The organism is Rhodococcus sp. IEGM 1409, assembly GCF_030056735.1.
Lineage (GTDB): Bacteria > Actinomycetota > Actinomycetes > Mycobacteriales > Mycobacteriaceae > Rhodococcus_F.
Genome location: NZ_JASHKN010000009.1, coordinates 93,734 through 108,840, shown reverse-complemented (window position 1 = coordinate 108,840; position 15,107 = coordinate 93,734). Strand labels below are relative to the sequence as shown.

General features: G+C 63.0%; 9 protein-coding genes. 1 reads left to right on the top strand and 8 read right to left on the bottom strand.

All coding sequences use genetic code 11. The annotated features are described in order from the left end of the window. Positions 1-70 precede the first annotated feature (70 nt). Positions 71-655 carry a sugar O-acetyltransferase gene (locus tag QM716_RS22125; RefSeq protein ID WP_283306265.1) on the top strand — a complete coding sequence of 195 codons (585 nt, stop codon included), beginning with the start codon at positions 71-73 and terminating at the stop codon, positions 653-655. Here QM716_RS22125 and QM716_RS22120 read toward each other — a convergent pair. The 8 genes from QM716_RS22120 to QM716_RS22085 form a co-directional block, all read right to left on the bottom strand. Next, a complete protein-coding gene (locus QM716_RS22120; RefSeq protein WP_283306264.1) occupies positions 645-2,195 on the bottom strand; it encodes an ATP-binding cassette domain-containing protein in 1,551 nt (516 codons plus the stop codon). The two genes, QM716_RS22125 and QM716_RS22120, sit on opposite strands and share 11 nt — an antisense overlap. Then, entirely contained in the window at positions 2,192-3,823 is a 1,632-nt protein-coding gene (locus QM716_RS22115) for an ATP-binding cassette domain-containing protein (protein WP_283306263.1), read from the bottom strand. Before QM716_RS22115 ends, QM716_RS22120 begins: the two co-directional genes overlap by 4 nt. 128 nt (positions 3,824-3,951) lie before the next feature. Then, positions 3,952-4,845 carry a ChuX/HutX family heme-like substrate-binding protein gene (locus QM716_RS22110; protein ID WP_283306262.1) on the bottom strand — a complete coding sequence of 298 codons (894 nt, stop codon included), beginning with the start codon at positions 4,843-4,845 and terminating at the stop codon, positions 3,952-3,954. 46 nt (positions 4,846-4,891) lie between these two features. Beyond that, positions 4,892-6,673 carry a sulfite reductase subunit alpha gene (locus QM716_RS22105; protein WP_283306261.1) on the bottom strand — a complete coding sequence of 594 codons (1,782 nt, stop codon included), beginning with the start codon at positions 6,671-6,673 and terminating at the stop codon, positions 4,892-4,894. A 33-nt stretch (positions 6,674-6,706) separates the two neighbouring features. Then, complete coding sequence (locus QM716_RS22100; RefSeq protein WP_283306260.1) at positions 6,707-12,175, bottom strand: glutamate synthase-related protein; 5,469 nt, start codon at positions 12,173-12,175, stop codon at positions 6,707-6,709. 182 nt (positions 12,176-12,357) lie between these two features. Continuing rightward, the gene (locus QM716_RS22095; RefSeq protein WP_283306259.1) at positions 12,358-13,401 is read right to left on the bottom strand and encodes a ParB/Srx family N-terminal domain-containing protein; all 1,044 of its coding nucleotides are present in this window, start codon (positions 13,399-13,401) and stop codon (positions 12,358-12,360) included. Between the two features lie 152 nt (positions 13,402-13,553). After that, positions 13,554-14,414 carry a 3-hydroxyacyl-CoA dehydrogenase gene (locus QM716_RS22090; protein ID WP_283306258.1) on the bottom strand — a complete coding sequence of 287 codons (861 nt, stop codon included), beginning with the start codon at positions 14,412-14,414 and terminating at the stop codon, positions 13,554-13,556. A gap of 18 nt (positions 14,415-14,432) precedes the next feature. Beyond that, positions 14,433-15,044: a TetR/AcrR family transcriptional regulator gene (locus QM716_RS22085; RefSeq protein ID WP_283306256.1), complete on the bottom strand. Its 612-nt coding sequence runs from the start codon at positions 15,042-15,044 to the stop codon at positions 14,433-14,435. Positions 15,045-15,107 lie beyond the last annotated feature (63 nt).

Sequence of the window (15,107 nt, the reverse complement as noted above, 5' to 3'; positions counted from 1 at the left end):
GCACTCACCCGTCGCCACAGGATTGTGTGGCGGCGGGTTGTGCCGTGGCGCGGTGTGCGACGATCCGAGTGTGGGAGAACAGGCGGATCGTCTTGCTCGTGGTGAGTGGTATCTCGATGATGACGAGCTGCGGCAGCGGCGGCTGGAGTGTTGGCGTCGACTCGACTCGTTCAATGGGGCTGCAGCGGACGACGACGCTTCCCGCGCCCAGGCTCTCGCCAGCCTTTTTGGTGAAGTAGGTGAGGGAGCTGTGGTGGTGCCACGGTTCCAATGCAGCTACGGATACAACGTTCGGGTTGGAGCCAACGCGTTCGTCAACGCGAACGGGTTCTTCATGGACGATGCCCTGATCACGATCGGTGCGGACGTCAGGATCGGGCCTGGAGCCCAGCTGATGACAGCGTTGCATCCTGTTGATGATCATCGACGGCGCCGAGAGGGGTGGGAGCGAGCCGCTCCGATCGTCATCGGCGAGAACACGTGGCTCGGTGCCTCCGTCACTGTCGGTGCAGGAGTCTCGATCGGTCATAACGCCGTGATCGGTGCCGGAAGTGTGGTGTTGCACGACATTCCTGATCACGTCGTTGCTGCTGGATCGCCGGCAAGGGTTATCCGTCGGACACCTGCCGATAGGGCAAGCGATGTCAGAGGGTGATCGTGCGGGTGGGCTCCCAGATGGCAGGGTCGCGGTGTGTGACGACGAAGACGGTGGCCGCCAATTCCCCCACGGCGCAGGCGATGCGGCGCTCGGTGCCCTCGTCGAGAGCCGAGGTCGCCTCGTCGAGCACCAGGACGGGAGCGTCTTTGAGGAAGGCGCGAGCGATCGCGACCCGCTGACGTTCGCCACCGGAGAGAGCGGCACCCTGGTGTCCGACGTCCTGATGGATACCGAGCGTCGAGCGATCGAGAACGCCGCCGAGGGCAGCACGCCTGGCGGCGTCTTCGATCTCGGTTTCGGTAGCGCCCGGTCTTCCGAGTCCGATGTTCTCCCCGAGAGTGCCCGAGAACACGATTGGATCCTGGGGCACGTAGCCGATGTGCGCCGCCAGGTCGTCGTATGGCAAGTCGCGCAATGAAACTCCACCTAGCGAGACGCTGCCTTCATCCGGATCGTCGAAGCGCATGAGCAGCCCGAGAAGTGTGCTCTTCCCCGTGCCGGAGCGCCCTGTGACGACAACACGCTCACCGGCGGGTATCTCCGCGTCGATGCTGCGCAGAACCGGAGCGTGGTCCACCCCGACGATCTTGATGTCAGTTCCTACAGGCCGCGCCGCGTCCTGGGGTGCGGGCTCGGGCAATGCGGGAGCCGAAGTCGCGGCGCGGTAGTCGCGAACCGTTGCGCGCAATTCATTGACTCCGATTCCGGCCAGAGCGAGTTCGTCCAGCGGCGCAGCGGCACGGGCGGTAAGGATGACCAACGCGAGAGCGGCTGCAGGATCGTCGAATCCGGCGACGGCGAGGAAAACTACTGCCCCTGCCAGTGGCACAATGGTGGCGATCGCCGAGATGAACGTCGCTGGCGCCGCAGCGCGATTGGTCCGTGCAAGCGCGGTTTCCTGGTCTCGCCAGCTTCGCTCGATACGTTCGACGGAACGTGTGGGACCGGCTGCCGTACGAAGTAATTCGAGGTGATCGGTGAGTTCGAGAGTCGCCTGCGTTGCGGCGAGCTCGGCTTCGTGTCGGTGCTCGTCCGCTCGGCTGAGCGCGCGTTGGGCCAGCGTCTGAGCGGCGAGCGAAACGGCGAGCAGTCCGCCGACGAGCACCATGACGCCGGGTCCCGCGACGACCGCGATCCCAGGAAGCAGGAGCAGCGGGATCAGCGGTGCAACGAGGAATGTCTGAAGTTGGTGCGCGGGAACGCTCATCAGCGACGGGATTCCGCGCCCGGCGACGGTGGCGAGCAGCGCCCGGTTGTCGTCGGTGAACCAGGACAGTTTCGCGCGGGCGAAGGCGTCGCCGAGCGCGTCGTAGAGATCGCCGACGAGTCGAGCCCCGGCGAAGTAACCGCCCCGCGAGACCAGGACGGTCACGAAGAGAGCGATTGCGGCCGTGGCCAGAACGAGAACCGGCGACCGGTGATCAGCGATCGAGAGTGCGAGGGTGGTGTACGCGATCGCTTCGAGGACGGCAACGGACACCCAACCGAATCCGATATCGATCAGGCGTCGGCGGGCCGCATTGGCGCTGTACATCATTCGGCTCCAGTCAGGGCTGCATTGTGCGAGGCGGCATTGTCCGGGTTTCGACTGTCGAGGTCGAGTCGATCGTCGGCGTCGTCTGCAAGGGCGGGGTCGTGGGTGACGATCACGATCGTCTTTCCTTCGTCGTGTGCGAGGTGTCGCAATTCCTTCAGCAGTTCGGCCGCCGTCCGATCGTCGAGTGCACTGGTCGGCTCGTCGAGCAGCAGTACTGTTGCGGGCGAGACGAATACCCGAGCAAGCCCGACTCGCTGGCGTTCTCCGCCGGAGAGCGTAGTGGCGTCGGCGTCGAGGCTGACGTCGATCTGTGCCCGGCGAAGTGCAGCGGTGTATTCGGTGTCCGTGGCGTCGGGGTCGGCCAGCGCGATGTTCTCGCGCACCGTGGCAGGCAACACGTCTGCGCCCTGAGACGTGAGCAGAACGGACCGTGGCCGCAGGTTCTCGTCGATCGTGACGACGCTCCGACCTGCGTAGCGGACTGAACCTTGTTCCGGGATTTCGAAGCCGGCCAATGCTTTCAGGAGTGTGGACTTGCCCGCTCCACTCCGTCCCGTGATCGCAGTGATCGCGGCTGGGCGGAATGCATGCGTGACACCATCGATGATTCTGCGGTCCGCGATCGTGACAGTCAGGTCGACGATCTCCAGTCGGTCGGAGGGACCCGAGGCCGTAACGGTTGGTGTTTCACCGGCAGGAAGGGTGGGTTCGTCCAGGGCCGCGGCGAGTCGGACTGCAGCAGCGCGTCCAGCCGTGACGTAGTCGAGGCCGTGCCCGAGCCGCAGGGCCGGTGTCACGATTGCGAGGCTGAAGAGAATGGTTGCGGCTAACGTCGTTGCATCCCAGCGAAATCCGACGGCATAGGCGATCGCGAACGTTGCCGTCGCCTGCATGAGGGAAACTGCGACGGCCGCAGGGGTAGCCACGAGTCGAACGCGCTCCTGCATTCCCCGAGTGAACCGCGCGGTCGATTCTGCATAGTCGGCGGCAGCGCCAGTCTGCGCGCCGTAGATCCGGCAGACGCGGACGCCGCGGGCATAGTCGTCCACGGAAGTCGCGATGTCGCCCATGACATCCGCGCTTTCGGCGCTGTGGCGAGCGGCCATTCGGGGGATCACGATCAGGTAGAACAGCGCTGCCACGATGCCGGGGACCAGAGCGAGAAGCGCCACTGGGCCGGCTGAGATGACCAGCACCGCGATCGTGACCGCGGGGACCACGATCAGCGTCGCAAACTCGGCCGGTAGGTGCGCAGTCATATGGTGCAGCGCCGAGATATCTTCCGAAACAAGCCTCCGCAGCGCGTCTCCGCTGTAGCGGGACAGCGCACTTGCCGGCAGGCGAACGAGGTGGGCTGCGAGCTGGCGTCGAAGCCTGGCTTCGAAGAGCGACTCGGCGTGGTGCGAGAGCCACGACGACGTGGCCGCGAGCGTAACGCCGATGAGCCAGAGCGCACATGCCCATCCGGCCCAGCTCATCGACGGTTCACCGATGAGCTGCACGACGCACCAGAGCGCACCGAGCATCCCGACACCCGACGCTGCCGCCGAGACCACCCCGGCGACCAATGCAGGCAGCGCCGGGCGCAAGGCCGGGACCAGCGACGGTTCGACGAGAGGGCGGGGCATGGATAACTCCTTGAATCAGCGTCAGGATGCAGGCACGACAAGTGACCGAAACCCAAGGCTAGGCTTCGGCCGCCCCGTGTGGTTATCGCAGTGTGCCGATTTCTTACACTCGATTACAGCTCTCGATGTCAGGATGCGGCCGAAATCGAACTCATGACGTCTTCCCAAAGACCCATGACCGCGGATTCGGTTGGGCCAGTTTGGGTGAAGACTGCCACGCATTTCCGGCGGAAATCGTACATCTCGATCGAGCTGGTCAGTCCGTGAACGCCGTGGGTGCGGGTCAGCCAGCACTCCGAGACGCCGTTCAGGTCGATCATCGTCCGGCACGTGTCCGACGCCAGAGTCAACGTCCCCCCGAACATGGCTGCGGCGTCGAGATCACCACGGTGGATCTGCAGGCAGCCGTTGCCTGCGACGACGGTCGTGACGGGCAGTTGCTGGTAGGACAGGTGCTCCATCCCGGCAGCCATGAGGTGAGGATCGATTCTCCGGTAACCGAGGGCGCCCAGAGCGACCAAGCCGTTGCGGCGTTCGCTGCCGCCGTCGGCGAGGATGAAGTCGAGTTGTGTCAGTTGATCGGCTTCGGCCCAGAATGCGGGCGTATTCGCTGACGGGACGGGAGAGCTTGTTTCCCTCGCAGTGCTGGGCGCAGTTCGCATCGCTTCGAAGGCGAGACGATCCGAGGCCGGGGTCAAATACGTGGTGTGTGAACTTGATCCGTGGGTATCGAACATCCGAAGTGTCGGCGGGAGGTGCTGCTCTGCGTCAGTGGTCACCACCGATCCGAGAATGGACGTGTTCAAACGCAGAGAGACAAGTCCGGGCGTGCAGACCAGTGGATCACCGGGAACAGTGGGAACGGCGTACTTGCCCGAGTCGTTGACCGCCACCGGTCCCGCAACGGTGATGGCGACGACGTCGCCTGAGAGGGGCAACATTTTGCCGACTACCGCGGGTGCGGCGTCGATCAGCCCACCGCGAAATCCTGGACGCGCAAGCAGCGCGTCCAGGTCCGACATGCGCGCCAAAGCTGCGCAACGACATTCGCAACGGTGCGGGCACATCTCAGTAAACATCCCGTAGGTACCGCTTCGATCGTTTGAGGTTGTTGACGTAATCCTCGGCAGCGTCCGCATCCAACCCACCGTGCTCGGCGACCACTTCGTGCAACGCGTCGTCGACGTCCTTCGCCATCCGAGTGGCGTCGCCGCAGACGTACACGTTGGCGCCCTTTTCCAGCCAGGCGAACAACTCTCGGCCCTGCTCGCGCATACGGGTCTGGACGTAGACTTTCTCGGACTGATCACGCGAGAATGCGAGATCTAGACGAGTCAGGACACCGTCACGGGTCAGACCGTTCAGTTCGTCCTCGTAGATGAAGTCGCTCGACTGATGCTGATCGCCGAAGAAGAGCCAATTCTGCCCCGACGCGTTGCGTGCGCGACGCTCGTGCAGGAAAGCGCGGAAGGGAGCGATACCGGTTCCCGGTCCGATCATCACGACGGGAGCAGCATCATCGGCGGGTAGGCGGAACGAATTGTTCTTGGCGACAAAAACTCCGACGCGATCGCCCTCGGAGACGCGATCTGCCAAATAGGTCGAGCAGACGCCACCGCGATCCCGCTCGCCGGAGCGGTAGCGCACACTCGCTACCGTCAGGTGCACGGTGCCGTCGTGGGCAAGCGGGCTGGAGGAGATCGAGTAGACCCGATGCTGAAGCGGACGCAGAAGAGCAAGCAAATCTTCGGGATTCAGGCGAATGCTGCTGTCCAACTGCAGGAGATCGAGAACATCTTTGCCCCACAGCCACGCATCGAGCGCTTCCCGATCTTCGGTGTCGAGAATGTGCTGCAGTTCGGCGTCTCCGCTGCGTCGGGCGATGTCTTCGATCAAATCGCGCGAGGGAATCGAGATCTCGTAGTCGCTGGTCAGCACCTGGTCCAACGGTGCGGACGAGCCGTCTTTCGCGGTGACGACGTAATCACTGCTGACACCGAGCTGCTGGATGATCGCCTCGACGAGAGCGGGGTCATTGATCGGGCGGATGCCCAATCCATCTCCGGCCTCATAGTCCAGACCGTCCTCGCCGAGTGCAAAGGTGAAGTGGCGGACTTCCTTTGCGGAGTCCTCGCCGGACAACAGTCGGTTGGCGAGGACGGTTGCAGGATAAGGGTTCTTGCGAGTCCACTGGGACTTGGTCTTCGCCGAACCGGATGCAACCGGCAGGGCAACGGCTCCCGCATCACCGGCATCCCCGTCCACACCGGCCACCGCACCGACTGCACGAACGATCCACTCGGCAGCGGCATCCTCGTAGTCGACGTCGCAATCGGTGCGGTCGACAACCCGGGTCCCACCGAGCGCTTCGAAGCGGGCGTCGATGTTCTTGCCCGACTGGCAGTAGCCGTCGTAGCTCGTGTCGCCGAGCGCGAGCACGCCGAAGTAGAGACCGTCCAATCTGGGTGCGCTCTCGGATTCGACTGCATCCCAGAACAGCTGCGCGTTGTCAGGCATCTCGCCCTCGCCGTAGGTGGAGGTGATGACGAGCACCCGGCGCATGGCGGAAAGTGCACTGATATCCACGGTGTCCAGACCCGCGACAAGTGGTTCGAGACCGTGGGCACGAGCAGCCGCGGTCGCATCTTCGGCCACGGACTCCGCGTTGCCGGTCTGACTTCCGTAGAGGATGTGCACTGCTGCGCCGGCAGTTCTCTCCACTGTCGCTGTTGCAGTACCGGTTTGACCGGGCATGACAGTTCGTGAGTGTAGACCGGCCAGGAATCCGGAAAGCCACGCGCGTTGGTCGCCGGTGAACGGTGCGTATTCGGGGATGTACGGGATTTCCATGATTTGAAGCTCACCTACGTTCGGGGGAGGAGGTCAGGACACCAGATCGGGCATCGTGCGCGACGCGAACAGTTCGTCGAAGTTCGGCAGCGATCCGAGCCTGTCCCGATTCTTGTTGTCTTGAAACAGAATCCACCCGTATGTCGCCGGGCTGTCCATCGCCAGCACGTTGCGCAGACTCAACGCCTGCTTGTAGTCGTCGACCCGCTTGGCTGCAATCAGCGCCGCCAACTGCTCGTCGTCGTAGCCGGCCAGAATCTCTTTCGAGTACTTGACCAAGTGCTGGACGAGGGCGAAGTCCTCGGTCAGCACAAGGTTTCGGGCCGCCTTCTGCACTACTGGATCGTCGGGTCCGGACGCACCCGGCGTGCGGGCGGCGGCGAGTTGTTGCGCGAAGTGCAGCACGGTGTACTCACTGAGCAGCGCATACATCGTCGCGGTATCGGTCTCGCCGTAGGCGGGGACTGCGCCGTTCAGTGCAGGGCGCCCGTCGCGCACTGCGAGTTTGAACGTGCGAACCTGACGTGCTGCGATGGCGGCCGCCAATTCTTCGAGAAGCTCTTTGTGCGACTTCGCAGCCAGGATTGCATCGCTGTCCTGGTAGAGCATCAACGCCCTGGGCATGGCGTAGACGAACGAGTGCTGTTCGACTTCCCAGTTCTCGAGCAACCGGGTTCCGAGCGCGGATCCCGTTGCTTCCACATGCAGTTCGAGCAGGAGTTGTACCGCGTGGTTGTGGACGGCGGCTAGAGGATCGGTCGCAGCGGTGATCGAACCCAGCAGTACGGAATCGGTACTTGCTCGCAGTGCCAGTTCGCCGCGAGGGTCGTACTGGTAGAAGAACCCGCCGCTCATGCCGTTGCCGACACCCTTGCCGAACTCGCCGAGATTCACGACAGCACCGTTGGTCATGTACTCGCCGGCGAAGTCGCCGACACCTTCGACGACAGCACTGGCGCCGGAGTTGCGAACTGCAAAGCGATCGCCTGCTTCACCTTCGACGAACACTCGTCCGCCGGTGGCGCCGAAGAGCGCGAAGTTGCCGATCAACACGTTTCCGCCGGCGTCACTGGAGCCGCCGCCTGGGCTGCGCACGGCAATCACGCCGCCGCTCATGCTCTTTCCGACACCGTCGTTACATGTCCCGGTGTGTTCCAGGTGCATGCCGTCGTTGCAGAATCCGCCGAACGAGAGGCCCGCAGATCCGGTCGTCAGGACGCGCACGCTGCCCGGAGCCAGATATCGTCGCCCACGCTCGTCAGTCAGTACCCCCGGAGCGAGAAGGCCGGCCGCTCCGTAGTTGAGTTCGCGTTCGAGGTCGATCGCCAACTGCCCACCGACGCTCTTGTTCCGGTTACCCAGGTGTAGTGCACCTTCGGCGAATTCAGGTCCGGACACGGCGACCGAGGCCTCGCCACGGTTGAAGAGCACCGTGCGAACCTCGTCCATGATCTTCTCGTCGAGCGCGTACTCACGCTCGAGGTACACGGGATTGTCGACGGTGATGTCCGGGGCGGACTCGAACATCGCGTCCAGTTTCAGATTGCCGACGATAGACGGGTGATCGAGCAGATGCAGGAGATCAGTTCGACCCCGCGCTTCCTGAAGGGATCGCATTCCCAGATTCGCGAGCAGTTCCCGAGTTTCGTGAGCGATGTTGAGAAGGTACTGCGCCATGGCGCGGGGATCGCCGTCGAACAGTTCCGGGTTGGTGGTCAGACCGGCCGGACACTTGATGTTGCAGTTCTTGGCCATGACGCAGCCCATCATCATCAGCGCAGACGTACCGAACTCGAAGCTGTCTGCGCCCAGTAGTGCGGAAGTGATGATGTCGCTGCCGGTCTGATGCGCGCCCGAGCATCGCAGAACGACTTTCTGGCGAAGGCCGTTGGCACACAAAGCTTGATGGACCTCTGCGATACCGACCTCGGCCGCACGGCCCGCGTACTTGAGGCTGGTCACCGAAGCGGCGCCGGTGCCACCGGTGTTTCCGGCGACGTTGATGACGTCGGCGCCGGCCTTGGCGACACCGACGGCGATGGTGCCGATTCCTTCCGAGGACACCAACTTCACGATCACCCGGATACGCGCTGCCTTGCAGTCGTGGATGAGCTGAGCGAGGTCCTCGATGGAGTAGGTGTCGTGGTGCGGCGGAGGCGATACCAGTTCGACGCCGGGTGTTCCGCCGCGGGCGGCAGCAATGTCGACGGTGACCTTGGCGGCCGGAAGCTGACCGCCCTCACCGGGTTTTGCGCCCTGGCCGAGTTTGATCTCGATCTCTTCGAGCATCGGGTCGGCGAGGTATCCCGCCCAGATTCCGAAGCGTCCGGATGCAAACTGCTTGATGCGCGACGCACGAATCGTGTTGTAGCGCGAAAGGTGTTCGCCGCCTTCGCCACTGTTGGACATCGCGCCGACCATGTTCGTGCCATGCGCGACGGCTTCGTGTGCGGGAGCGTTCAGCGCGCCGTGACTCATGGCTCCCGACGCCAACTTCGGGGTGATGTCGCTGGCGCTCTGTACCTCTGAGAGAGGAACACCTGCCGGTGCGACCCTCAGCTTGGACAGGAACTCTGCCGCAACACCGGTTGCATTCAGCACCAGTTCCGGCGCGGCGGCTTCGATGGTGATATCGCCGGCAAAGGTAGCGGAGAGAGCATCGCCGAGTGCTTCCACTCGCGCGCTGTCATCGGCCAGGGGACCGTCCAGGCGAAGCGTGTACTGATCGTCTGCGTCGGATTCACACTGGATTCCGCGCATCACGATTGTTGTGTTTCCGTGCACCGAGAATCGGCTGATCTGCTCGACGAACTCGGCTGTCGTCGCCGCAAACGTGACATCGCCGGGAACGGAGATGACGTCGCGCAACGCAGCGGGACGACGCGATCGTTCCGCGGCCATCACAGTGGAAAAGTCCCGGTACCCGGCGGTGATGTCGAAGTCGTCGATCTGCTCGGTGGTCAGCCGGTCGAAGCTCGTCGCCCGGTATGCCCCGGCGTCGAGGCGGAAGGCGTCGTCGAGCCGTCCGAGCGGAAGCAGGCGTAGCGAGTCGAATTGTTCGGTACCGGAGGGGCTGTCGAACGCGATCTTCTCTTCGGTGAGCTCGACGTACTTGCGGACCGCGGTGGTACCGAACGAATGCCCTGCGCCGTCTGCACGCTCTTTGAACAGGCCGAGCAGTGGCAGGTCCTTCTCACCCCCGACTTCGCTCGCACGCTCGTGCCACTGCTTCGAGGTCACCGCAACGGTGTCGAAGCCGACGCCGCCCACCGGTGACTTCATGTTGGGGAACCACTGGCGCAGAACAGGGTCGGACGTATCGAGGAAGTTGGGTTCGAAGAATTCTCCGCCGATGTAGCTCTCGACGGTGCACAGGCCGACGCGTCCCATCGTCTTCATGAGGGATTTCTCGGCGGCCTTCGCGAAGCGCCGGAACGCGGCATCCGGGGCAGCGGCGAATTTCTCCTCAGCCCGCAGCTGAACGGACAGCGGGTAGACGGCGGAAGCGCCAAAACCGAGTGCAGCCGCGACGTGGTGTGAGGACTCGATCTGGCCGCTCTCCACTATGAGAGAGACACGCAATCGCAAGCCTGCGTCGATGAGGCGCTGGTTCAGTGCTCCGACGACCATGATCGCGGGAAGTGTTGCGCGCTCGTGAGATACGTGCCGGTCGGTCAGGACGGCGATTCCGCCCTGTTCGGCCGCGAAAGCCACGACTGCGTCGCCGAGTGCGGTCATTGCGTCGACCATTGCCTGCGCGTCACCCTCGGCGGGATAGAGCATTTCGAAGCGGTGGTGCGGAGTGTGGTTCTGCTCGCGGATCTTGAGCATGTCAAGGTGCCCGAGGATCGGCGACGAGATGACGATCTGCTTGCCTTGTCCGGCGGTCATCTTCGCGCCCAACGCGACCCGGAGTGTCATGCCGTCCGCTTCACGGATGCTGTCCAGTGGAGGGTTGGTGACCTGGGCGAATCGCTGTGAGAAGTAGCGTGCCACACCGCCTTCACGGTCGCTGAATACGTTGATGGCGTTGCCGTAACCCATGGCGGAGACCTTCTCGGCTCCGTGCGTGAGCATCGGATCCATCAGGAATTTGAAGCTCTCCTGATCCAGGGAGTAAGCCATGTAGCGCTGATGAACCTCGAAAGTGCCGTTGTAGCGGGTCGGTGAGCTCACCTTCTCCGCAGGTACGGCGGGAATGTCCTCGATCAGGATTCGCGATTGCGCGAGCAACGATTGGTAGTCACGCTGCGCGGCAATCTTTTCCAGAGCTTCTCGGGCAGTGTAGGTGTGGCGATCGCGATGATCGAAGTACACCATTCCGCCGGCCTCGACGCGTCCACGGTGGATCACCGTCTCAGGTGCGAACGCGATCTGTCCGGCTTCGGAGAATGCGCACACGTAGTCGTGCGTCTCGATCGTGCGTAGTGGACGCAGACCGAGGCGATCCAGGCGGGCGCCGATGATGGTGCCGTCGCCGAACACCAGCGCTGCGGGTCCGTCGTTCTTCTCCTCGTACAGCGAGAAGTACTCGAACATCGCACGCACGGCGGGGGAGAGGGTGGTGTCGTTTTCCCAGGCAGGAGGCATCATCGAGACCACAGCTGTCACCAAATCGACGTTGTCCTCGATGACGCGAGCTTCCAGAGTCTGGTCGAGTCGGCAACTGTCGGACTGGCCGGGCGGACGGACGATCGCACGTCGTTTTGCGCTGGCGACGGCAGCTTCGGAGAGTCGATTCTTCTTGTCGGTGTTCAGTTCTCCGTTGTGAGCCATGAACCGGAACGGCTGCGCCATCGTGGGGTGCGGGTCCGTGTTGGTCGAGAACCGCGTGTGGAAGTACATGGTGTGGACAGCGTGATCGGGGTCGACCAGGTCGCGGAAGTACGGGATCACTTCGTCGGAGTTCAAGCGGCCCTTGAGAACCTGAGTCCTCGCGCTGAGCGACAGTGGGTACAAACCGCGTAGTGCAGGCGTGTTGTACGCGATTGCTTCGATGGCGAGCAGCGCTTCGTGCACGAGGCGATCGACTACCGCAGGCTCAGGACGCGGAGTGGGGACCTCGAAAATCCACTGCCTGATCGGAAGCTGATGCGCGATCGCGGCCGGCCGAATCGCCGAGTTGTCGACCGGGACGTCGCGCACTGCGAGAGTGGTGAAACCGCGATCGAGAAGTTCACGTTCGACCAGGGCGGCTGCGCGAGCATGCTGGGCGTCGTCGTCCGGAAGAAAGAAGTTGCCGACGGCGAAGCGTCCGGCACGGAGGTCGGAGCGCCCGGTGACCTTGCGGAAGAAGCGGAGGGAGAGGTCCACCGAGACGCCGCCGCCGTCGCCGACGCCCTCGGAGGACATACCGCCGCGGTGCGGAACCGAGCAGAGCGCTTCGCTGCCCTTGATCAGGACATCGTGGGTCTGCACGCCGTCTTTGCGCGTGATGAACCCGACCCCGCAACTGCTCTTGTCATCTGCGGGGTCGTACAAACCGACGATGGACGTGCTCACTACAGCAACCTTCTCCCTGTCCTGGTTGCCCGGAGATTGTTCGACCGGGCAGATGCGACGGCATGTATTCCGTCAGGGCAGGGCGTCGCTGCTTCGATGAAGCGGCACCCGAATGGGATCAGACTACTGAGTAGAGGCTTACCTTAGTCAAGTCTGCTTAGTGTGACTTGGATCAGAGCAGGTCAGAGGGTTGCTTTGTAGGCAAGTGCGTAAGCGATCTTGCCCGGCTTGTCGTCTGTGTACGGCTTCGACAGCTTTGCGAACTCGCCCTTGGACTCGGCTTTGCCGTCGTTCCAGGCCGACAGGACGCCAAGATCGGTGGCCGTGAATCCGCTGTCGACGACGGCATCGCCCGTCAACGCAGTCTGTGCTTTGGTCACCGACTTCACGGTGCTCAGGTAGCTGGAGAGACCGTCGCGATTCCAGTTGGTGAGGTCGACGGGCGCGGTGTCGCGGACCCACGCACCCCAGTAGAACTCCTGGAACGGGATCGAGCCAGCGGCAAATCCGATGTCGCGGGAGAAGTACATCAAGCTGCGGTACTTGTCGTCGGCGAAGTTGGCCAGGCCGACGCTCTTCGGCAGGGACTGGACCGGCACCTGGTTCCCGTCGACGTCACGCGACCAGACCCACTTGTTCTTTTCCATCTCGGTCCAGAAGGCACCTTCACTCAGGCCACTGAGGTTACCGAGAACCCGCAGCCGCACGTGAAGGTCGGGACCTCCGTCGGCCGTCTCGATGAAGGACGTGAGGGTGTGGTGGCCGTCGGTCAGGTACAGATCGCCGCGGGGACCGACGACCACGGTCTTCATGGGCGCGATGCTCTCGGCGGTTTCCTGACCGACCGGGAGCTGGCAGGTGAAGGACGACGGGTCCTTCAGCGTCGACGCCGCAGTAGCGGTCGCGGCCTGGACCTGGCCGTTCGCCTCACACCAGTCGTCGAACTTCTTGTTGATCGTGTCTTTTCCGAGCGTGTATCGCCCGAGCTTGTAGTACACCTCGTCGTAGCCGAGCGAAGGTTGCGTCGCGTGAACGTCTCCGATGCGCACATCCAGGAGGTCACCTTCCTTGGCGCACAGGTACTCCGAGCCACCGGCGGAACCTGAGAACGAACCGGTGGAGATACCGCGACACGCGAGGGGAGCGGCGACGGCGGGTGTGCCGGCCAGTGTTCCGGCGCCGAGCAGTGCCAGTGTTGTGAGTGCCGAGATGGCGGAACGACGCATGTGGGGATCTCTCCTGAGGATGGGTTCGCACGTGAAGAAGCTTGCGTCACAATCGCTCAGGGTGGTTTCGGACTTACTGACAACAGACGTCCGCGCGGTGGCTACCACGTGAATTCACGTCGTAACCACCGCGCGGTGAGCCGGTAAGTTGATCAACCCTTGTAGTTGTAGAAGCCCTCGCCGACAGCGACGCCGAGCTTGCCTTCGTCGATGTAGTTCTTCTTGATGTAGTCGGCGAACTCGCGCTGCTTCTCGCCGCCCTGGGAGGAGATGTTGAAGACGGTGGTCAACCCGACGACATCCATGATCTGGAAGGGGCCGAACGGGGCTCCGGTGCCGATACGCCACGTCTTGTCGACCATGTCAGGATCGGCGATGCCGTCGATCAGCAGGTCGGATGCTGCGTTGAGGAGCGGGACCAGGAGCGAGTTGAGTACGTAGCCCGCCTTCTCCTTCTTGAGTTCGATCGGCGCCATGCCGATGTTCTTCGCGAAATCGACGACCTTGCGGTACACGGCCGGGTCGGTGGACTCGGTGCCCATGACCTCGGCAGTGTTGTTGACCCACACGTGATTTGCGAAGTGCAGTGCGAGGAACTTCTCGGGGCGGCCGGTGAACTCCTTGAGGTCGCTCGGCAGAAGCGTCGAGGAGTTGGTTGCGAACACCGTGTGCTCAGGGGCTACTGCGGCGAGCTTCTCGTAGGTGTCGCGCTTGATGGCGATGTCCTCGGGAATTGCCTCGATGACCAGATCGGCCTTGGCGACGGCTTCGGAGAGATCGTACGAGTACGTAATCCGTTGCAGCGCTTCGTCGGCCTTGCCGTCCTTGGCGCCCTCGACGTTCTCAGCCTTGTAGGCCGCGGCCAACGAATCGAACCGAGCCTTGGCCTTCTCGATGACCTCCGCATTGATGTCGTACGCGACGACGTCGAAGCCGTGGTAGGCGGTCTGATAGGCGATCTGCGAGCCGAGAACTCCGGTACCCAGAACGGTGATCTGCTTCAGTTCAGTCATTTTCGATCCTCAATCCTTTTAGGTGAGTAGTCCGGCAAGCGTCAATCGGACCTGTGCGGCAACGATGTTCGTGAGCTCGTCTGCCGTGATCCGGTCCAATGCCGCGCGGGCTATTTCGAAGTGCAGCACGTTGGAAATCGTTCGCGCTGCAGTGGTGGTTCGGGCGGTGTGTTGGGGGTGCCCCTCGTGCAGGATTTGTGCAATCCGCGTTTGCAGGCGTTGCGAGAGTTCCAGGCCTTCGGCCCGGAAACATTCGCTGGGCTCGCCGAACAACACCTCGCGTTGGTAGATGCCGGTGTTCTCGTCGTTTCGGCGACTTGCGATCAGTAGGGGTGAAACAAGCTCGAGCACACGATCTTCTGTGCCCGTCGACTTGGCCTCACGCTCTTCTCCCAGTTCGATCTGCTTGCGGTACTCCGCGTTGTACACCATGAGTAGTAGCTCGGCTTTGCTTGCGGCGTAACGAAAGAGGGTGCCGCCGGCTACATCGGCGCGGTCGGCGATTTCTTGAGTTGTGACCGCGCTGTAGCCCTTTTCCGCGAACAGTTCGGCCGCGGCGTCGAAGATGCGTGTCTGCTTCTCGAGCTTGTTGCGTTCGCGACGGCCCAACTCCTGGTCCGGCTTCGTCATCCCGCTCACCTCGTTTCATTTCGGATCACGCTCATAAATGAGTCTACTCCGAAATGTCGAGTG

Excerpts from the sequence above, each read along its gene's own strand:
- QM716_RS22090 (WP_283306258.1), bottom strand. The coding sequence starts at position 14,414 with ATGACTGAACTGAAGCAGATCACCGTTCTGGGTACCGGAGTTCTCGGC.
- QM716_RS22095 (WP_283306259.1), bottom strand. The coding sequence starts at position 13,401 with ATGCGTCGTTCCGCCATCTCGGCACTCACAACACTGGCACTGCTCGGC.
- QM716_RS22115 (WP_283306263.1), bottom strand. The coding sequence starts at position 3,823 with ATGCCCCGCCCTCTCGTCGAACCGTCGCTGGTCCCGGCCTTGCGCCCG.
- QM716_RS22120 (WP_283306264.1), bottom strand. The coding sequence starts at position 2,195 with ATGATGTACAGCGCCAATGCGGCCCGCCGACGCCTGATCGATATCGGA.
- QM716_RS22085 (WP_283306256.1), bottom strand. The coding sequence starts at position 15,044 with ATGACGAAGCCGGACCAGGAGTTGGGCCGTCGCGAACGCAACAAGCTC.
- QM716_RS22105 (WP_283306261.1), bottom strand. The coding sequence starts at position 6,673 with ATGGAAATCCCGTACATCCCCGAATACGCACCGTTCACCGGCGACCAA.
- QM716_RS22110 (WP_283306262.1), bottom strand. The coding sequence starts at position 4,845 with ATGTCGGACCTGGACGCGCTGCTTGCGCGTCCAGGATTTCGCGGTGGG.